The sequence below is a fragment of the Robertmurraya mangrovi genome (assembly GCF_034427655.1).
GTDB classification, from domain to species: Bacteria; Bacillota; Bacilli; order Bacillales; family Cytobacillaceae; genus Robertmurraya_A; species Robertmurraya_A mangrovi.
This window is the reverse complement of record NZ_JAXOFX010000010.1, coordinates 1-18,482: the sequence shown is the minus strand read 5'-3', so window position 1 is coordinate 18,482 and position 18,482 is coordinate 1. Positions and strand designations below refer to the sequence as shown.

Annotated in this window: 19 protein-coding genes and 1 riboswitch; of the genes, 14 read left to right on the top strand and 5 right to left on the bottom strand. The window is 36.5% G+C overall.

Going from position 1 to position 18,482, the window contains the following annotated elements; translation table 11 throughout:
- Window positions 1–87: 87 nt before the first annotated feature.
- The 4 genes from SM124_RS14805 to SM124_RS14790 all read left to right on the top strand — a co-directional run bounded on the left by SM124_RS14805 (window position 88) and on the right by SM124_RS14790 (window position 4,517).
- Window positions 88–861, top strand: coding sequence for a YheC/YheD family protein (locus tag SM124_RS14805; RefSeq protein ID WP_322447292.1), 774 nt, complete (start codon window positions 88–90; stop codon window positions 859–861).
- A gap of 335 nt (window positions 862–1,196) precedes the next feature.
- Window positions 1,197–2,060 carry a pyrroline-5-carboxylate reductase gene (gene proC / locus SM124_RS14800; RefSeq protein ID WP_322447291.1) on the top strand — a complete coding sequence of 288 codons (864 nt, stop codon included), beginning with the start codon at window positions 1,197–1,199 and terminating at the stop codon, window positions 2,058–2,060.
- A gap of 47 nt (window positions 2,061–2,107) precedes the next feature.
- Window positions 2,108–3,235, top strand: coding sequence for a glutamate 5-kinase (gene proB / locus SM124_RS14795; protein WP_322447290.1), 1,128 nt, complete (start codon window positions 2,108–2,110; stop codon window positions 3,233–3,235).
- A gap of 22 nt (window positions 3,236–3,257) precedes the next feature.
- Complete coding sequence (locus SM124_RS14790; RefSeq protein ID WP_322447289.1) at window positions 3,258–4,517, top strand: glutamate-5-semialdehyde dehydrogenase; 1,260 nt, start codon at window positions 3,258–3,260, stop codon at window positions 4,515–4,517.
- A 50-nt stretch (window positions 4,518–4,567) separates the two neighbouring features.
- Here the strand turns inward: SM124_RS14790 and SM124_RS14785 are convergent, their stop codons facing one another.
- On the bottom strand, window positions 4,568–4,741 hold the full coding sequence (locus SM124_RS14785) for a hypothetical protein (RefSeq protein ID WP_322447288.1): 174 nt from the start codon (window positions 4,739–4,741) through the stop codon (window positions 4,568–4,570).
- Window positions 4,742–4,931: 190 nt separating this feature from the next.
- On the opposite strand from SM124_RS14785, the gene dat reads away from it, so the two are divergent.
- Window positions 4,932–5,771: a D-amino-acid transaminase gene (gene dat, locus SM124_RS14780; protein WP_322447287.1), complete on the top strand. Its 840-nt coding sequence runs from the start codon at window positions 4,932–4,934 to the stop codon at window positions 5,769–5,771.
- Between the two features lie 28 nt (window positions 5,772–5,799).
- On the top strand, window positions 5,800–6,735 hold the full coding sequence (locus tag SM124_RS14775) for a dipeptidase (protein WP_322447286.1): 936 nt from the start codon (window positions 5,800–5,802) through the stop codon (window positions 6,733–6,735).
- Window positions 6,736–6,975: 240 nt separating this feature from the next.
- Here SM124_RS14775 and SM124_RS14770 read toward each other — a convergent pair whose 3' ends face one another.
- Window positions 6,976–8,025, bottom strand: coding sequence for a M42 family metallopeptidase (locus SM124_RS14770; RefSeq protein ID WP_322447285.1), 1,050 nt, complete (start codon window positions 8,023–8,025; stop codon window positions 6,976–6,978).
- Between the two features lie 318 nt (window positions 8,026–8,343).
- Here SM124_RS14770 and SM124_RS14765 point away from each other — a divergent pair, with 318 nt between their 5' ends.
- Window positions 8,344–9,759, top strand: a complete 1,416-nt coding sequence (locus SM124_RS14765; protein ID WP_322447284.1) for a PAS domain S-box protein — start codon at window positions 8,344–8,346, stop codon at window positions 9,757–9,759.
- 78 nt (window positions 9,760–9,837) lie between these two features.
- Here the strand turns inward: SM124_RS14765 and SM124_RS14760 are convergent, their stop codons facing one another.
- Complete coding sequence (locus SM124_RS14760) at window positions 9,838–10,041, bottom strand: hypothetical protein (RefSeq protein ID WP_322447283.1); 204 nt, start codon at window positions 10,039–10,041, stop codon at window positions 9,838–9,840.
- Window positions 10,042–10,178: 137 nt separating this feature from the next.
- On the opposite strand from SM124_RS14760, the gene SM124_RS14755 reads away from it, so the two are divergent.
- Both SM124_RS14755 and SM124_RS14750 read left to right on the top strand, forming a co-directional pair.
- Window positions 10,179–10,691, top strand: a complete 513-nt coding sequence (locus tag SM124_RS14755) for a GNAT family N-acetyltransferase (protein ID WP_322447282.1) — start codon at window positions 10,179–10,181, stop codon at window positions 10,689–10,691.
- Between the two features lie 27 nt (window positions 10,692–10,718).
- Window positions 10,719–11,525 carry a nucleotidyltransferase domain-containing protein gene (locus SM124_RS14750; protein ID WP_322447281.1) on the top strand — a complete coding sequence of 269 codons (807 nt, stop codon included), beginning with the start codon at window positions 10,719–10,721 and terminating at the stop codon, window positions 11,523–11,525.
- Between the two features lie 37 nt (window positions 11,526–11,562).
- Here the strand turns inward: SM124_RS14750 and SM124_RS14745 are convergent, their stop codons facing one another.
- Window positions 11,563–12,183, bottom strand: coding sequence for a YczE/YyaS/YitT family protein (locus SM124_RS14745; RefSeq protein WP_322447280.1), 621 nt, complete (start codon window positions 12,181–12,183; stop codon window positions 11,563–11,565).
- A 186-nt stretch (window positions 12,184–12,369) separates the two neighbouring features.
- Window positions 12,370–12,476: riboswitch (SAM riboswitch) on the top strand.
- Window positions 12,477–12,575: 99 nt separating this feature from the next.
- On the opposite strand from SM124_RS14745, the gene SM124_RS14740 reads away from it, so the two are divergent.
- From SM124_RS14740 to SM124_RS14725, 4 genes are all read left to right on the top strand, one after another.
- The gene (locus SM124_RS14740) at window positions 12,576–13,628 is read left to right on the top strand and encodes an LLM class flavin-dependent oxidoreductase (protein WP_322447279.1); all 1,053 of its coding nucleotides are present in this window, start codon (window positions 12,576–12,578) and stop codon (window positions 13,626–13,628) included.
- A 35-nt stretch (window positions 13,629–13,663) separates the two neighbouring features.
- Window positions 13,664–14,614 (top strand): ATP-grasp domain-containing protein, encoded by a 951-nt coding sequence (locus SM124_RS14735; protein ID WP_322447278.1) that lies wholly within the window; start codon window positions 13,664–13,666, stop codon window positions 14,612–14,614.
- 120 nt (window positions 14,615–14,734) lie between these two features.
- Window positions 14,735–14,968 (top strand): hypothetical protein, encoded by a 234-nt coding sequence (locus SM124_RS14730; protein ID WP_322447277.1) that lies wholly within the window; start codon window positions 14,735–14,737, stop codon window positions 14,966–14,968.
- A gap of 185 nt (window positions 14,969–15,153) precedes the next feature.
- Complete coding sequence (locus tag SM124_RS14725; protein ID WP_322447276.1) at window positions 15,154–16,419, top strand: ATP-binding protein; 1,266 nt, start codon at window positions 15,154–15,156, stop codon at window positions 16,417–16,419.
- Between the two features lie 30 nt (window positions 16,420–16,449).
- On the opposite strand, the gene SM124_RS14720 is transcribed toward SM124_RS14725, so the two are convergent.
- On the bottom strand, window positions 16,450–16,875 hold the full coding sequence (locus tag SM124_RS14720; RefSeq protein WP_322447275.1) for a GNAT family N-acetyltransferase: 426 nt from the start codon (window positions 16,873–16,875) through the stop codon (window positions 16,450–16,452).
- A gap of 260 nt (window positions 16,876–17,135) precedes the next feature.
- Between SM124_RS14720 and SM124_RS14715 the strand changes: the two genes are divergently transcribed.
- A complete protein-coding gene (locus SM124_RS14715; protein ID WP_322447274.1) occupies window positions 17,136–18,089 on the top strand; it encodes a Gfo/Idh/MocA family protein in 954 nt (317 codons plus the stop codon).
- Window positions 18,090–18,482 lie beyond the last annotated feature (393 nt).

The window sequence follows — 18,482 nt, the reverse complement described above, 5'->3', positions numbered from 1 at the left end:
ACAAATAAACTTTGCCACTTAAACCTACACAAAGATAAGTGATCAGAATAAATTGATTATAGAGTACTGGATAAAGGTGGAGGGTATATGGTTCATAAAATAGGAAAGCTTGAGCAAAGTGTATTGTTTTTACAAGATGATCGAACAAAAAACTATTTCCCCGAGACAGTTGAATATCGTAAAGAAAAACTAGAAGACTTTATAAAAGAATATCCTTTTATCTATGTTAAGCATGATAGTTCTGGACAAGGTAGAGGCGTTTTTCGTATTTCTAAATCAAAACAAAAGGGTTTGTATCATATAGATGGATATACTTTTTTTGGGGTCGAAGTAAAAGCACTTAAGAGTGTTAACGAGATTCACAAAATATTAAATCCTTTTGAGAAATTTGGCCGATTGGATCCATATATCATTCAAGAAGGTATTACAAGTACGACACTAGCTGGTGAACCATTTAATATAAGAGTGCATGTTCAAAAAACGGAAGAAGGATGGATTGCTAGTGGGATGTGTGCTTCCTACGCTTTACCGGAACATATGGAACATGGGGTCATTAATACTACTAGAGGAACAAAATTAATTTCCATTGAGGAACTATTAGGAGACAAACTAGGTCTAAAGGGTGAGAAGTTCAATCAAATGAGGAAAAAATTAGGGGATGTGTGCATTTCAGCGGCTATGGTTACAGATGAACAATATCCATGTCTTGAGATTGGAGTAGATATCGGAATTACTCCATCCGGACACCCTATGATTTTCGAAATCAATACAACCCCAGGAATTAAATCATTCTACAAACTCAATCAAGCTATGTGGAATCATATTATGGACATTCGGAGAGCAAGGTTAAAAAAACAGTGAGCTGCTTATCACTCTATGTTTTAGTCATTTAAGGCTAGGATGTAGAGTTTTTTTATTTGATTAAAAGTAGACTAAGTGAACATTTGCGTGTCGGGGCTGACCAAGGTGCTTCTGCTCCTTGTCCAAATTTCTCCATATTCTCCAATGAGACCGGATATTCTGGCTTGAGAGCTTCTTAGAACAAATTAGATTGGTTTGGTAGCGCTTTCACTCACTAATTGAAGCTTTTCCTTATGACATTCTTAAAACCCCTTGAATCTGAAATTGAGGATGTTAGTATAAAAAATGTTCACGAAAATTAAGAACAAAAATACGAACAACATGGGAGAGATGACATGTTAAAAAATAAAGTAATTGCGTTTTTAGGTGCAGGTTCTATGGCGGAAGCAATGATAGCCGGAATTGTAAACGGTGGTAAAGTTCCTTCAGATCAAATTATTGTTAGTAACAAAAGTAATCAGACACGTTTATCGGAACTGCAAATGGGCTATAACATACAAGGTGTTCAAAAAGATTTAGTCCCTTACAAGGAAATCGATATTTTCGTTTTGGCCATGAAACCAAAGGATGCCGAAATAGCCTTATCATCTTTGAAAACTCACATTAATCCTAATCAATTAATATTATCCGTTTTAGCAGGTATATCCACCTCATTTATGGAAGGACATCTTCATCCCACACAGCAAGTGATTCGCGTGATGCCGAATACATCTAGCATGATAGGAGAGTCCGCTACCGCTTTATCCCCAGGAGCACATACTACAGAAGAGAATATTTCAATAGCAAAAGAACTGCTTGAATGTATTGGAGAAGTCTTTATTATCCCTGAAGAAAAAATGGACATTTTTACAGGAATTGCGGGAAGTGGCCCAGCTTACTTTTATTACTTAATGGAACATATGGAGAAGGCAGGTACTGACGCCGGATTGGACTCTGAAACGACACGCCAAATTATCGCTCAGACGATTGTTGGGGCTGCAAAAATGGTTCAAGAACAAGAGGAAACACCATCAGAATTAAGAGAAAATGTAACATCTCCTAATGGAACAACCGCTGCAGGACTCGAAGCTCTTAAGCAACATGGAGGCGGAAAAGCCATTTCTCAAGCCATCCATCACGCTGCTAATCGTTCCAAAGAGATTTGTTCACAACTAGAAAAGAAAAATTCGACTGCAAATCAGTCAAAGAAAGCTATGTAACTGGAAATAGAATGTCTATAAACGGTAATTTAAACAGGAGTGATAGGATGACCCCAGATACAGCCCCACAGCGGGTAGTAATAAAAATCGGCAGCAGTTCCTTAACAAGCCGACATGGTGAAATAAGCCGTAGAAAATTAGAGAAACTGGTAGATGAAATTGCCCTTTTGAAAGACATGGGACATGAAGTTGTTTTAGTTTCCTCTGGAGCGGTCGCTGCTGGCTATCGTAAATTAGGTTGTCTTGAACGCCCGAATACGCTACCTGAAAAGCAAGCAGCTGCCTCTATTGGGCAAGGATTATTAATGGAAGCCTATTCAGAATTATTTTTATCCCACGGGTATGTTGCTTCCCAAATTTTGATCACAAGAAGTGACTTTTCAGACGAGAACCGTTACAAAAATGTTCGAAACACCCTTAATGTGTTATTAGAAAGAGGGATCATTCCAATCGTCAATGAAAATGATACAGTTACCATCGATCGATTAAAGTTTGGTGACAATGATACGTTATCGGCAAAGGTAGCTGGACTGTTGGATTCTGACCGATTAATTATTTTATCTGACATTGACGGACTTTATAATGCTGATCCAAGAAAACAACTACATGCGAAATTGTTGGAGAAAGTAACAGAGATTACTCCGGAAATTGAAGCGGCTGCAGGAGATTCAGGAAGTTCCGTTGGGACAGGTGGGATGAGATCAAAAATTGAAGCCGTTAAAATTGCGATGGCTTCCGGTATCACCACTTTTTTAGGAAAAGCAGGTATACCCCATGTATTGATGGGAGCTGTGAACGAAACAGCAAGAGGAACTTATTTTAAAGTAGAAGCCCATATGGTTAATCTGAATCAAAAGAAGAAATGGATTGCCTTTAATTCAGGTCCTGAAGGGGAAGTCTTTATTAACGAAGAAATGACCCATCAACTTATCAACATGAAACAGGGTCTTACTTTAACAGGACTTATAAAAGTTAACGGTCCATTCGCTAAAGGGGCTGTTATTCGGATTTTAGATCAAGAAGGCTCTGAGTTAGGCTTAGGGGTTGTCAATTTTTCGCATGTCGAGTTAGAAAGATGGATGAAACAAGATGTGATTCCACATCCAACAGAATTCGTTGTAAAGGCAGAGGATTTTGTTTGTCACTTAGAAGTTTCATTGTCTGTAGGCAGTTAACGCTATTAGAGAGGGGAATTAGATGACGATATTAAGAGAAATGAATGTTAAAGAACAAGCAATAGAGGCAAAGAAGGCAGCTAAAATAGTAGGATTATTATCAAGAGAAGATAAGGACGAAGCACTACATGTGTTAGCCGATACGTTAGAAAAAGAGTACAAATACATCCTTAAAGCAAATGAACTGGACTTGGAACGAGGGCGTAAAAAAGGCTACGAAGACGCTTTTATGGATCGATTAGCCCTAACAAAGGAAAGAGTTATTGAATTTGCAGACGGGTTAAGACAAGTTGCCACTTTAGATGACCCAACAGGAACAATTTTATCGGAATGGACTTTAGATAATGGGCTAAATGTACAAAAAGTGACTGTTCCGCTTGGTGTTATAGGAATGATTTATGAAGCACGTCCAAATGTAACGGTTGATGCAACCGGCCTCGCATTAAAATCCGGAAACTCCATTATCCTTAAAGGTGGATCTTCTGCTATCTCTTCAAACAAAGCCATTGTCGAGATCATGCATCAAGCACTCGAAAAAACAAATATTCCTAAGGAAGCGGTCCAATTTATTGAAAGCACGGACCGAGAAGCTACGAAACAATTATTCACGATGAATGAACATATTGATGTGTTAATACCTAGAGGGGGAGCTTCGTTAATCAATAGTGTGGTGAACAATGCAACGGTCCCGGTTCTTGAGACAGGGGTTGGAAATTGTCATATATATATTGACCATGAGGCTGATGTTCAAAAAGCATTAAATATTTTAATCAATGCGAAGACCGATCGCCCTGCCGTATGTAACGCTGTTGAGACCGTGATTATTCAAAAAGATTGGTTAGAGAAAAATGAAGAATTACTTACCTCTACATTTAAAAAGCACGGAATAACCGTTCATGGTGACGAAAGGGCATTACAATGCATTCCGGGCAGTATTCCAGCAAGTGAAGAGGATTGGGCCGATGAGTACTTAAGCTTAGAACTAGCGGTTAGAGTTGTAAACAACCTTGAAGAAGCTGTTGAACACATCGATCGCTATGGAACAAAACATTCTGAAGCGATTATTACTGAGAATTCCGAAACAGCTTCCCTATTCCTACAATTAGTCGATGCTTCGTGCCTCTATCATAATGCCTCTACTCGTTTTACAGATGGCGGAGCGTTAGGCTTTGGTGCAGAAATAGGAATTTCCACACAAAAGCTACATGCCCGGGGTCCGATGGGATTGCCAGCATTAACGACTGTTAAGTTTATGATGAGAGGAAATGGGCAGGTAAGGTAACAAAAGACCCCATCACATCCAATTGTGGTGGGGCATATTCTAACCCTTACTTATTCTTTTCCATTCCATTCCACTTCTTGTTTAATTCCAGCACCAAAGTTATTATTCACTTTTAAATCGTACCCCTCATCTCGCGACCCAACATGAATAATATCTTCTACAGCTCCTCTTTTACTAGCTCTTCTAATTTCACTCTCACTACTTTGTACATCTTCTTTTGTCATTAGACCTCACCTCAGGAGGTAGTATTTTTAGTTTCTGGTAAAATTATTCTTAAATGACCTACAACAATACTTTAGAAAAGTAGGAAATACCGTTTACGAAGACCCATTATATATGCGAAAATAACCATTAATAATAGGTTTTATATCAATGTATAAATAAGTAATGAATACATGACATGGGGGAATGAACATGGAAATCGGATATGTAAATGGAAAGTATGTTTCTTTAGATGAAGCGGTTATTCCTATTGATGAAAGAGGCCATCAATTCGGAGATGGGGTATATGAGGTTATTCGATTTTATAATGGTAAGCCATTCATGTTAGTTGAGCATGTAGAGAGATTGATCAATAGTTCTAAAGCGATTAGATTACCAATTGAACAAAGTGTAGAAGACTTTAACCAATTAATTTTACAGGCAGTCGAAAAGTCGGAGCTAAAGGATTGCAATGTATACATACAGATTACTAGAGGAATTGCAACAAGGCTTCATTTATTTCCGAATGTTCCCGTATCCATTACGATGACGGTAAGAGAAGCGAAACCTCCAAAGCCAGAAATGAGGGACAATGGAGTCAAAGCCATCATTCTTGATGATGAACGATGGGCAAACTGCTATATTAAATCGTTAAACTTATTGCCCAATATTTTGGCTAAGCAAACAGCAGACGAAGCAGGTTGTTATGAAGCGATTTTAAACCGAGATGGAGTTGTAACAGAAGGAACGAGTTCAAATGCCTATATAATAAAGGAAGGAAAAATTTTTACCGCTCCATTAACGAAACAAATCCTTCCGGGAATTACAAGAATGGCTGTAAAACGGATAGCGGAAAAGCTAAATATTGATTTTGTTGAAGAACCATTTACTACAGACCTACTTCTTTCTGCAGATGAGGTATTTGTGACTAGCACCACATCTGAAATCATGCCAATTGTAAAAATTGATGATAATTCTATTGGAAACGGTGTACCAGGACCTGTCACCAAAAGGCTTTATGAACAATTTCAATTAGAAATAGCTGCACTATAAAAATGATAGTAGTAAGGGGGTTTCGAGTATGAAAATTATAGACTTTCATTGTGATGCCTTATTAAAACTTTATTTATCAAAAGGAACTATTTCATATAAGGATGCACCTGAGCTTGAAACGAATAAACAAAGGCTGTTGAAAGGGCAAGTACAAGTGCAATGTTTTGCCATTTGGATCGACCCAGATATCAAATCCGATGAAAAATTTCAAGCCGCACTAGACCAAGTAGATTTATTTTACCGAGAAGTGCTAGGGAAAAATTCAGAAATGCTTCATATTAAAGAATGGTCAGATTTTGACCGTATCGGAGAAGGCCAAATCGGCGCAATGCTCACTCTTGAAGGTGTAGACGCAATCGGAAATGATTTATCTAAATTAAGTATTCTCTATCAATTGGGAGTCCGTTCGGTCGGTTTAACTTGGAATAATGCCAATTTAGCTGCTGATGGTGCAGGGGAACCCCGTGGTGGAGGACTCACTTTATTAGGTAGTGAGATTGTTCAGTTCAACAATGACCACCTCATGTTAACGGATGTTTCTCATTTAAGTGAACGCGGATTTTGGGATGTCATGGAACTAGCAAAATACCCTATTGCAAGTCACTCGAACTCTAGGTTTCTTTGTGATCATCCAAGAAATTTAACGGACGAACAGGCAGTTGGAATGTTTCAAAAAGGTGGTTTGATTCATGTAGTATATTGTCCTGATTTCGTCGTGGAGGGTGGTAATGCTACCATTGATGATTTAATCAAACATATTGACCACTTTTGTTCGTTAGGTGGAGTGAATCAAATTGGGTTAGGATCCGACTTTGACGGAATATCGACTTTTGTTAAAGGACTAGAAGATGCATCCAAGAGTCAAACTCTCATCAATGAACTATTGAAGCATTTTAAAGAGGATGAGGTAAAAGGGTTTGCTTATCAAAATTTTTTAAATCACCGCCCGGGTTTGAGAGGATAAGATAATGAAAGTACGAGAAAAAGGTATTATTGGTAAAATTTCACTTAGAGCTTTAAACCACTTATCTCAAAGCGAAACAACTAAAGGACGGCATGAACGAGAAGTGCACCGTATCCTTTTTAGCATATGAATAACAGAGAGATAGCATTTATCTATCAAGTGCTAGCACTTTAATAGCAATACTATTTGCTTTTAAAATAGCAAAACTCCCTTAATAAAAATTAGGGGAGTTTATGGTATTTATAAAACCATTTTTGATTGTACGTAGTGATAAAGAAGATTCGCTGTATTTTCAATGGAAGATTGATGTGTACGCTCGTACGCATGAGACGAATCAATTCCCGGTCCAATTAAGCCGTGAACAATATCATGTCCTGAGCGAATAGCAGCAGATGCATCAGAACCGTAATACGGATAAATATCTAATTTATAACCAATTTCATTTTCTTCAGCTATTTTTACTAAATTTTTTCTGAACTCATAGTGATATGGTCCACTCGCATCCTTCACACAAATAGAAACAGTATACTCATCTGTAGACTGACCATCACCCATTGCTCCCATATCAACAGCCAAATATTCAACCGTTTCAGGAGTAATATTAGAGTTACCACCATACCCAATTTCTTCATTATTTGAAATAAGGAAATGAGTGGTATATGGAAGAGTAATATTTTCCGCTTTCACTTGTTTAATTAATTGAAGAAGGATTGCCACACTTGCTTTGTCATCTAAGTGGCGAGATTTAATAAAACCACTTTCTGTTACCTGCACTCTTGGATCAAATGAAACAAAATCTCCTACTTCAATACCGAGTTTACGAACATCTTCTGCATTATGTACCACTTCATCAATACGAACTTCCATATTTGCTTGGTTGCGTTCAGCTTTACTAGCATCCTTGTAAACATGTACAGATGTTTGATGCATAAGAATCGTTCCAGTGAATTTTTTCCCTGAGCTTGTTTCAATTTGGCAATATTCACCCTCAATAGAGTTATAAGTAAAGCCACCAATTAAATCTAGCTTTAATCTACCACTAGGCTTAATTTCTTTTACAATCGCCCCAAGCGTATCCACATGGGCTGTAAGCATCCTATGATTCTCGTTATCTGCCCCGTGAAGAGTAGCAATTAATCCGCCTTTACGGTTTCTTTTTGTCTCAACACCAAGCTCTTTTAAGTATTTTTCAACATATGTAATGACCTCGTTTGTATTCCCAGATGGGCTAGGAATAGAAACTAACTGTGTTAAAAGATGAATAGTTTCCTCTACATTAGTTTTTGTCATGATGAAGCCCCTTTCAATTATTCATATAGACATTATACATTTAAATGTTTAGAAAGTAATAGGATGATTGTTTATAAGCCTCATTTGTATAGTAGTTTTTTACATAGTTTGAAATATTGAGCGGAAAGGAACGGACAAACTATAATAGCAAACCTTTTATTGAAAAATAGTAAAAAACTTACACAAATCCCATTTATTAAGTAACTATGTTTTGTTATCATGTTTAGGAAGAATGATTCACTATATTAAAATAAATATTTTATGATGTTCACATATTGAGAAATATATATAGTTGTTTTTACATCTATTGGAGGAAACATGATTAATTCAGCATTGTTTAAAGAAGTATTTTATCAGTCTAGGTTACCTCAAGTATTCGGGCCCATTGATTTAACTACCATGGTATTTAATCACGCTTTTACTGACTTTTTAGGTTATAGTTTAGAAGAACTTCAGCATTTAAGTGTAAAAGATCTATCTCAGGAAGAAGATTTTATAAAAGACTATTATTTATTAACCCAATTAATAGAAGGTAAAATTAAAGAATACCAGTTTCAAAAACGTTTTTATCATAAAAACGGAGATATCATGATCGGTCAATTACAAGTTTCTTTAATAAAAGATGAAGAAACGGGACAGCAGTACATCCTCGGTCAGGTTTTTGATTTAACGGAGAAGATTGCTATTGAGCAAAGGAAGAATGAAAGTGAGAAAAAATACCGACTTTTAGCGGAAAATTCCTCAGACTTTATTAATTTACATGCAGTCGATGGGACATATGTATACGTTTCTCCGTCAATCAGTTCCCTTGGCTATTGCCCTGATGATTTGCTTGGGGAAGACCCTTTTCAATATATCCATGTTAACGATCTTGAAGAAGTTAAAAGATTATATGGCAAGGTTGTGAATAATGGGGAGTCTGTACTGTCAACTTATAGGTATAAAAAGAAGGATGGTTCTTATATTTGGTTAGAATCGACCATTAAGGCAGTTTCCGATGAGCAGTCTGGTGAAGTCACTCAGATCATTTCGGTTACTAGGGATATTGAACAAAGAATGAATACCTATGAGTTATTGAAAAAATCTGAGAAATTAGCTGTTGTTGGTCAGATGGCCGCTGCTGTTGCACATGAGATTCGCAATCCATTAACTCCTATTAAAGGATTTATGCAACTCTTATCAACAGGAGGAACTTTGAACCCAGCCTATTCAACCATTGTGTTAAACGAGATTGATCGGATTGATAGTATCATAACTGAATTTCTAACATTGGCCAAGCCGAATATGGAAAAACAAGAAATAATCTCCATTGATCATTTAATCAAAAGTGTCATTCAACTCTTGTTACCACAAGCGATGTTAAAAAATAAAGAGATTTATTTTTCCATACCGGATATAAATTTAACTACATTTGGAGATACAAACTCATTAAAACAAGTTTTCATTAATGTTATTCAAAATGCACTTGATGCAATTGAAGAAAAAGGAAACGTTCACATAAAAGTATATCAAGATGAACAATATGCTTGTATAGAAATTAAGGATAATGGTTGTGGAATCCCAAGTGATCGAATCCCTAATCTAGGTGAACCCTTTTATTCCACAAAGGAAAAAGGTACAGGACTAGGGTTGATGACAAGCTTTAAAATCATCGAACAACATGAAGGAAAAATTAACATCGAAAGCGAAGAGGCCAAAGGAACGACGGTATATATTTACTTGCCTATAAAGTAGCAACAATAGACTTAAGGAGCCCTAAACAGAGACAAAGAACCCAAAAATAGGTTCTTTGTCTTCTTATATATAAATTAATTAACGCCAGCCCTTATTTAATAATACTTTAATAGCAATAAAAAGAATGGCTAAAGCGAAAACAATAATGGCGATGGCCCCTAGTACAGTTAAGAAGGCAGCAATACTAGAAACAAATGCAGGTGTACCAGAAATGGTGGTAACAACAATTAACGCAAAACCTGCTAGGATGGCAGCTAAAAATAAATAAGCAGCATGATACATGACTATCCCTCCTTTACTAACCAACATATGAAGGGAAACCGGGTTTGTATAGACGAGTATCCTAGGTCAACTTGGGTGTTTTCATTATCCAACTAAAGTATGAAACTAAATAAAATTCTTTATAGAGGTGTAACCATATGGAAATGACACTTAATTTGGAAGAAATAAAATCAATACATGCTTATCGTAATCAATTAACAGAGTTATTAATGGAAGTAGTGGAAGGTGGGGCATCAGTTGGATTTTTACCACCTTTGAAGGAAAAGGATGCGGAGGAGTATTGGGATCATGTACTAAATCCAGACGTTATATTATTAGTTGCAAAAATGGACAACGAAATTGCTGGAACTATTCAACTCCATTTATGTATGAAGTTAAACGGTGATCATCGAGTGGAGATTGCAAAGTTAATGACACATCCCAAATTCAGGCGTAAAGGAATAGCTCGATTTCTGATGAATGCAGCTGAAGATCAAGCCAAACAACTGGGGCGAACATTGGTGGTTCTTGACACTAGAGAAGGAGACCCTTCCAATGATCTATATTTATCATTAGGTTACGTTAAAGCTGGTCGTATTCCAAACTTTGCAAAGTCTGCTGATGGAAGCTTCGATGCAACGATCATTTATTATAAGTCCCTTTCATGTTAATAAAATGTTAAAAAGATAGGTGAAGAAATGAATAATCTACCTGCAACGGTTCAGAAGGTTTTAGACGAACATCTTAAGCTGTTGGAAACTAAGCTCCCGAACTTTCTTGAATCTTATTACTTATTTGGCTCCATTGCGCTTGGTTCTTTTAATGAAGGACATAGTGATATTGATTTTATGATTGTTACCTACAGGGAACCTACCGAAAAGGACTTACAAACACTGAAGGAAATACATTCCGAGTTAAATAAAGGATTTCCTAGCATTCATTTAGACGGGATATATTTAACGAACAAACAGTTAGAAAATCTGGGTGATAACCAATTTCAAACCCCTTATTTTAACGAAGGTCAGTACATAGGAAATAAGCAACTTAATAAGAACCACATCGATTTTTTTCAATTGAAAAAATACGGACTTGTTATCAAGGGAAAAGAGATTAAAGCGTATTCCTTTGAAGTGGATTGGGACGTTTTATCAGCAAACATCGTTCAAAATCTAAATGAATATTGGCTTCATTGGAGGTTAAAAGCTGGGAAAAAGTTTTCTTTGAATTATCTTAGTATGCTTTTTCAATTGGAGTCTATTGAATGGGGAGTTTTAGGAGTCACACGACTTTATTATTCCTTAAGAGAAAAAGACATCACTTCAAAAATAGGTGCAGGGGAATACGCCTTGAAAGCCGTACCATCGAAGTGGCATAATATTATCCAAGAGTCCATGCGTATAAGAAAAAATGAGAAGAAATCCTATTATCTCTCTCCCTTTAAAAGAAGAAGAGAGGCACTGGACTATATGGATTTTGTCATTAGAGAAATGAATAGAGTTAATTGATAAAAAGGTGTTTCCGTATATGGAGACACCTTTGCTTTTATCGGGGATTTAATTCGAGGCTTTTCCCTTCCGTAAACCTTCTATTAAAATAAGTATAAAAATATTGAACAATAGGACCTAAGGTTAAAGTTACTATAATTGTTCCCACTCCTATTGCACCCTTAAATAAAAAAGCTAATATTAAGGCCAATCCCTCACTAATGATTCTTGAAATTCGTAAACTTAAATGAAAACGTTTCGATATAGCAATCATTAAAGTGTCCATTGGACTAGCCGGGAACTTTGCTTGAAGATAGATCGCTACTCCAATCGCCAATACGAAGATACCAATAACAAGAGTAATGGCTTGGATAAAAATCGCTTTAGGATTAAATGCATTTAATATGATTACTAACCAAAAGTCGATTAGCAGTCCAATAACAAAAATCGTACCAGCGGCTAAAATTTCAGGACGTTTCTTTAATAAGAAAGCATTTATGAACATGAGAATGATTCCGTTTATAAACACAAAGGTTCCAACTGATAAATGAAAGGTATTAGATTCCCCAACCGCTAATGCATCCCATGATGATGCTCCTAAACCTGCCTTAATGATAAGAGCCACACCAAGAGTTAAAATGAGTAATCCAATAGTGAAATACGCTATCCTTATTTTCATACTTTCTCCTCTATTCTTATTGTATGGATATCTTTATCTTCCCCCTTAAGATCTATTCCATCCCTTTATTCAAGGAGTGATTCTATTGAACAAAAGAAATACATAGAATATTGTGAAAAGGGAAATAAAATAATTGACTTTAAACCAACTTATATAGTAGGATTACTATGAAATAACTAAATATGATTCTTATCAAGAGTGGCAGAGGGACTGGCCCTGTGAAGCCCAGCAACCATTGGATTTTTATTCAAAGGTGCTAATTCCAGCAGAATATTAATTCTGACAGATGAGAAAGAGTACGCAAACTTCTTCTTGTCGGAGAGGTTATTTTTTTTGCTCTGGAATCATGATTGAATCATCAAAGATATTTACATAGTTAGGGGAGAAGAGAGATGAAATACGGTTTTTGGTTACCGATTTTCGGAGGATGGTTGAGAAATGTTGAGAATGAGAGTATGCCTCCAACTTTTGAATATGCAAAAAAAGTTATTCAATCGGCAGAAAAATGGGGATATGATACCACTTTAATTGCTGAACTATATTTGAATGATATAAAAGGTCCAGAGCATGATTCTTTAGAAGCTTGGTCTACAGCAGCTGCACTAGCAGCGGTTACAGAAAAGATTGAAATCATGACAGCGGTTCGACCTGGATTTCATAACCCGGCTGTAACAGCAAAAATGGCAGCCAATATTGATCAAATCAGTAATGGACGCTTCACTCTTAACGTTGTTTCAGCATGGTGGGAAGAAGAAGCTCGTCAATATGGTGGGATTTTTACAGAGCATGATGAAAGATATGACCGTACTGAGGAATTTATTGATGTTTTAAAAGGCTTATGGACAGAAGATGTCTTTAATTATGAAGGTAAATATTATTCGATTAAAAATGCTCATTTAGCACCTAAGCCTGTACAGCGTCCAAATCCCATTCTTTATGCTGGTGGAGAGAGTCCGCGCGGAAAGCAAACAATCGTCAATACTTGTGATGCATACGTGATGCATGGCGGTACCGTTGAAGAAATTCAAGAAAAAGTAAATGGTATGAAAGATCTGCGTGAACAAGCGGAAAGAACTCCTCTTAGCTCTTTCGGAATGGCGGCATACATTATTTGTCGCGATACAGAAGAAGAAGCCCAAGCTGAGTTAACTCGGATTACAGATGTAAAAGAGTCTAGTGCTTACGCAGGATACAAGGATTTTGTCGGTAAATCACAGTTAGAACAACAAGTAAAACTATATGATTATTCCGTTTCAAATCGTGGGTTAAGACCGAATTTAGTTGGAACACCAGAACAAATTGCAGACCGTATTCTTTCCTATGAAGAAGCTGGCCTTGATTTGCTACTGCTTCAATTCTCTCCTCAGCTAGAAGAAATGGAGCGCTTTGCAAAGGATGTCATGCCTTTAGTTGAAGCAAAAAGAAAGCAAAAACAGACGAACTAAACCATTATATAAATAGATGAAAAAGGGGTATTCAAATGAGTGAAAAAATCTATATTATTCATGAAAATAACGAATGGACAGACCATTTAACAAACCGATTAAAAGAACTTGAGCTTCCATATGAAGAATGGTTCTTACATGAAGGAATTGTCGATTTAACAACCGCACCACCAGAAGGTGTCTTTTATAGCCGTATGAGTGCTTCTTCTCATACTCGTGACCATCGTTTTGCCCCTGAACTAACAGAATCTGTTCTGGCTTGGCTTGAAAGACATGGACGTAAAGTATTTAACGGTAGCCGTGCTTTAAGACTAGAAGTGAGTAAGGTTAATCAGTACATGGCATTAAATCTAGCAGGTGTATTGACTCCGAAGACGATTGCAGCTGTTGGAAAAGACCAAATTATCGTGGCAGCAGAAACGCTTAACACAAAATCGTTTATCACGAAGCATAATCGTGCCGGAAAAGGACTCGGAGTACAATTATTCCATTCTATTGATAGTTTAAAAGAATATGTTTATGGATCTACATTTGAGCTTCCTGTTGATGGTATCACCCTTGTTCAAGAGTATATTCAATCTCCAGAATCGTATATTACAAGATGTGAATTTGTTGGAGGAAAGTTTGTCTATGCGGTTCAAGTGGATACTTCTGAAGGCTTTGAGCTATGTCCTGCAGATGCTTGCCAAATTGGGGACCTTTTCTGTCCAGTTGGTGAAGAAACGGAAGAAAAACCTAAATTCCGTATTATTGAGGATTTTAACGACCCAATAATCGAAAAATATGAGCAATTTTTAAAAGAAAATCAAATCGCTGTTGCAGGAATCGAGTTCATTCGTAATGCAAACGGTGAAATCTATACGTATGATGTGAATACAAATACGAACTATAACTCAGATGCGGAGAGAGTGTTCGGGAAGTATGGAATGTTAGAGGTAGCTAAGTTTTTAGGTGAACAACTAAAAACTAATTATATTAAAGCTTAGTACTGCAAAGTCCCATCTCCATTTCCTTTCATTGCATGATTTATAACCTTAAGGGTAAAATGAACTCATAACTTCTATCTTGGTCATAAGGGTAGATTATTATAGAAAAGAGGGATGAAGATGGGAGAATGTAAACTAGATCATTCAATGGAAGACGTTAGGCAAAAATATGAGTCACAAGCGGAATTTTTACCATCTGATATGAAATCATTATTTGAGCATTTTTTCTCAAAAGAGCACACCCAGGACATATTAAATGATGTGTTTCATTTGTTAAAGAAATACGATTTGTCCTCTCAAGAGGAAAGAGAGCATCGAGACCGTAGACTATATATGGTATTAAAAAATGTGTAAATTTAGCGGGGGCTGTCCAAATAGTCAGTAATATGACTTTTTGAACAGCCCCTTGTTTTTTTATTTAAAATAATAATTTCTTTCATTTGTCATAAAAACTTTGTAAATTTTTATAATATTCAGAAAGGATTATGAAACTTTTTGTCGTATTAATGATATAAGACAGTAAATTAAGGAATGATTACATGCTTGTTGAAAAACTACTATTACACGTATTAATTACCGTTGCTCCTATCCTATTATATAATTTCTTTATTGAAAATAAAAATATAAAAATTAAGTCAGCTATCTGTGGTTTACTACAAGGTATTGCTGCTTCTCTTTGTATGATTTTTCCAGTAGATGTCTTTGGGCTATCTTGGGATTTGAGGTATATACCTTTAGTTATGGCCTTTTTATATAGTGGTCCTGTTGCAGGTGGAATAGTGTTTGCTTCCATTGTTATTACTAGAACATTTATAGGAGGGGAGACCCTTCCTTTGGGCTATATCAGCGCCGTTGTAGCAGTGATTGTACCTCTTTACTATTCAAAGAGATTTTTGGGGTTTAACGTCGAAAATAGAGTGAGATTAGCCGTTTTGATCGGTCTTTGGCCAGGTTTAGTTCAATTAGGAATTTTATGTACGTGGGTTTATTTTGTAGGAACAGCAATGAACCGTGGTTTAGAAATGTTATTCTACATTGTCATTTTTGGATTTATCAATCTAGCTTGTATTGGTTTAGTGGCAAAGCTTAGTGAAATGACTATTGAGAGACAAATGTTGAAAGAGGAAGTTCGTCGAGCTGAAAAATTTAATACTTTGGGTGAGCTAGCAGCATCGATTGCGCATGAAGTAAGGAATCCGCTGACAGTCGTTAAAGGATTCCTGCAACTCATGCATCAAAAGGAGCAAGGACAAAATCGGGATTATTTAACTTTAGTATTGAGCGAGTTAGGTAGAGCAGAGTCCATCATTACAGATTATTTAAACTTTGCAAAACCTCAATTTGAAAAAGTAGAGAATTTTTCCTTAAAGGACTTAATTCTCGATGTGCATCAGTTAATAGAGCCACTCGCAAATCAACAAGGGGTTGAGCTTAAGTGTACCATTCAGTCGGAAGTGCATTTGTTCGCTGATCGTAACCAAATAAAGCAAGCGCTTGTAAATATCATTAAAAATGCTATTGAAGCTTCGGAACAAAGTGGGTTAATAACCATTACACTTAGTAAAGAAGACGAGTTTGTACATATTTCCATCCAGGATAACGGAAAAGGGATGACGGAGGATCAGCTTCAAAGAATAGGAACATTATTTTATACGACGAAGGACAAAGGGACTGGTCTTGGTACCATGGTTTCGTTAAAAATTATTGAGTCCCTTCAAGGAAAAATGACCTACGATAGCAAAGAAGGAGTAGGTACGACCGTTTCGATTGTCCTACCTGTTTTAAAAAATATACAAGTCTATTAAAGTGAAAAAGGGGTTGAGTAACCCCTTTTGCTATTGGAGTGTTTTCTTAAACACAAAGCTAGGTTTTTCATAATTCATTTTATGTTCATAAAAACGATGAGCATCGGTTCGGAATAAAGCGGAAGATAGGGCAATCGTTTCGCAGTCGTTTTCTTTCCCCCAATTTTCGAGATAGGATAATAGTTTTTCACCATAGCCCTTTGAACGTTTTGAGTTGGTTGTGACTAGGTCATATACGTAGACATGTCTACCATAGTATAAGTTTGTAATAATGGAAACACCTGTTACAGCTACTAGTACATCCTCTTCATATAAGGCAAACATTTTATAGCCTTGTAATTCCATTTCATTTAATAATTCCAAGTAAGTTGTCTCAGTCAGATGCGGCCTTAATTCATGCATCACATTAAAAACCTCTAACCAATCATCTTTTTCTAATTGTTTAATAATTACCATTTTAATCAGCACTCCTCTTTACAATCCCTTATTTCAAGATAATCTTAAAACAATTTTGTGCTTTCTAAAAGAGTCAGTTTTATTAAAAATGATGGGGTCAGTCAATGGGAGTTTTGCTTTATTACTTAGTAATCCGAAATTTTTGATTAATTTTATTAATTAGGTCTTCTCATGTTTATCGTCATTTGTTACATTAAATAGTATTATGAGATTTTCAGAATTATTAACGTACTAGAATAACAAAACTTGAGGTGTTTTTCATGAAGAGAAAGATTAAAGTTGGAATGGTGGGAATTGGCGCCATTGGAGAAAGAGTATTAAGAAAATTTCAATATCATTCAGGTGTAGAGTTAGTCGCCGTTTGTGATCGAAATGAAGAACGCCTTAATGCGGTTAAAGAAGAATTTGAAGATGTTCTTTTATATACAGATCATTTAGAAATGCTTTCAAAAAGTGAACTAGATCTTGTATATGTTGCTGTACCTCCAAAGTTTCATCATAAGATTGCTTTAGATGTCTTAAATAAAGGGATTAACATATTCTGTGAAAAACCGTTAGCGAATTCGCTTGAAGAAGCGAAGGAAATGCTAGAGGCAGCTTTAAAAGCGAATGTCATTCACGCTATGAATTTCCCGATGATATACAGCAATGTGTTCCAAGTATTAAAAGAGAAAATTCAAAAAGGCGAAATTGGTGAAGTCAAGAAAGTGGAAGTGAACCTACACTTTACTAGTTGGCCACGTCAATGGCAAAAGAACGAATGGATTGCCAGCAGAGAGCAAGGTGGCTTTATTCGTGAAGTAGCGCCACATTATATTCAAATGATTTATGACATTTTCGGAAAAATTAGTAACGTACATTCCTTCGTTGATTACCCTGAAAACGTGGAACTATGTGAAACAGGGTTTATTGCTAAAATGGAATTAGCTAACGGAATTCCTGTTCTATTCAATGGTTTAAGCGGAATTGGGCAAAAAGAACACCTTTCCTTTAAGGTATATGGAGATCAAGGGACCATCGATCTTACAAACTGGAGCCAACTAACGCAAAGCTCAGCAGACAAACCACCTGTGACGCTACCAATCGAAAGAACCGAACAAATGGATATCGTCATGGAGCTAGTTAAGGCAATTGAAGGAAAGCCAGCGGTAGTTGTATCATTTAATGATGGTTATGAAGTACAGAAAACTTTAGAAGAGATTTTAAAAGGATAAAAGTTGACTCAAGGGGTTGTTGAATGACGGCTCTTTTGAGTCTTTTTTGTTTTCGTTGATTTTGATCTATTTTTAATATTTTTTAAAAAGGTTATCCTAATATTTTCCGCTGAGTTGATTGGAGTGGAAGGCGCGAAGACTCCTGCGGGAGCAGCGGGACAGGCGAGACCCCACAGTCGCATTCGACGAGGAGGCTCGCCGCCCGCCCCGCGGAAAGCGAAGCGCCTGGAACGGAAATCAACGGACAAGTAAGTAGAACCACACAATGAAGTGACCCCTGTCAAGTAGACAGTGATAAAAACGCAAATTTAAGCAGCCTGAGTTCTGTATATATAAGGACTCAGGTTATTTAATTTCTTTTGAAATCTCTGGTAATTATAGAATCGTATGTAT

Coding starts and splice junctions, on each gene's coding strand:
- SM124_RS14775 (WP_322447286.1), top strand. CDS start 5,800: ATGAAAATTATAGACTTTCATTGTGATGCCTTATTAAAACTTTATTTA.
- proB (WP_322447290.1), top strand. CDS start 2,108: ATGACCCCAGATACAGCCCCACAGCGGGTAGTAATAAAAATCGGCAGC.
- SM124_RS14770 (WP_322447285.1), bottom strand. CDS start 8,025: ATGACAAAAACTAATGTAGAGGAAACTATTCATCTTTTAACACAGTTA.
- SM124_RS14755 (WP_322447282.1), top strand. CDS start 10,179: ATGGAAATGACACTTAATTTGGAAGAAATAAAATCAATACATGCTTAT.
- SM124_RS14735 (WP_322447278.1), top strand. CDS start 13,664: ATGAGTGAAAAAATCTATATTATTCATGAAAATAACGAATGGACAGAC.
- SM124_RS14730 (WP_322447277.1), top strand. CDS start 14,735: ATGGGAGAATGTAAACTAGATCATTCAATGGAAGACGTTAGGCAAAAA.
- SM124_RS14785 (WP_322447288.1), bottom strand. CDS start 4,741: ATGACAAAAGAAGATGTACAAAGTAGTGAGAGTGAAATTAGAAGAGCT.
- SM124_RS14790 (WP_322447289.1), top strand. CDS start 3,258: ATGACGATATTAAGAGAAATGAATGTTAAAGAACAAGCAATAGAGGCA.
- SM124_RS14720 (WP_322447275.1), bottom strand. CDS start 16,875: ATGGTAATTATTAAACAATTAGAAAAAGATGATTGGTTAGAGGTTTTT.
- SM124_RS14750 (WP_322447281.1), top strand. CDS start 10,719: ATGAATAATCTACCTGCAACGGTTCAGAAGGTTTTAGACGAACATCTT.
- proC (WP_322447291.1), top strand. CDS start 1,197: ATGTTAAAAAATAAAGTAATTGCGTTTTTAGGTGCAGGTTCTATGGCG.
- SM124_RS14765 (WP_322447284.1), top strand. CDS start 8,344: ATGATTAATTCAGCATTGTTTAAAGAAGTATTTTATCAGTCTAGGTTA.
- SM124_RS14740 (WP_322447279.1), top strand. CDS start 12,576: ATGAAATACGGTTTTTGGTTACCGATTTTCGGAGGATGGTTGAGAAAT.
- SM124_RS14760 (WP_322447283.1), bottom strand. CDS start 10,041: ATGTATCATGCTGCTTATTTATTTTTAGCTGCCATCCTAGCAGGTTTT.
- SM124_RS14805 (WP_322447292.1), top strand. CDS start 88: ATGGTTCATAAAATAGGAAAGCTTGAGCAAAGTGTATTGTTTTTACAA.
- SM124_RS14725 (WP_322447276.1), top strand. CDS start 15,154: ATGCTTGTTGAAAAACTACTATTACACGTATTAATTACCGTTGCTCCT.
- SM124_RS14715 (WP_322447274.1), top strand. CDS start 17,136: ATGAAGAGAAAGATTAAAGTTGGAATGGTGGGAATTGGCGCCATTGGA.
- SM124_RS14745 (WP_322447280.1), bottom strand. CDS start 12,183: ATGAAAATAAGGATAGCGTATTTCACTATTGGATTACTCATTTTAACT.
- dat (WP_322447287.1), top strand. CDS start 4,932: ATGGAAATCGGATATGTAAATGGAAAGTATGTTTCTTTAGATGAAGCG.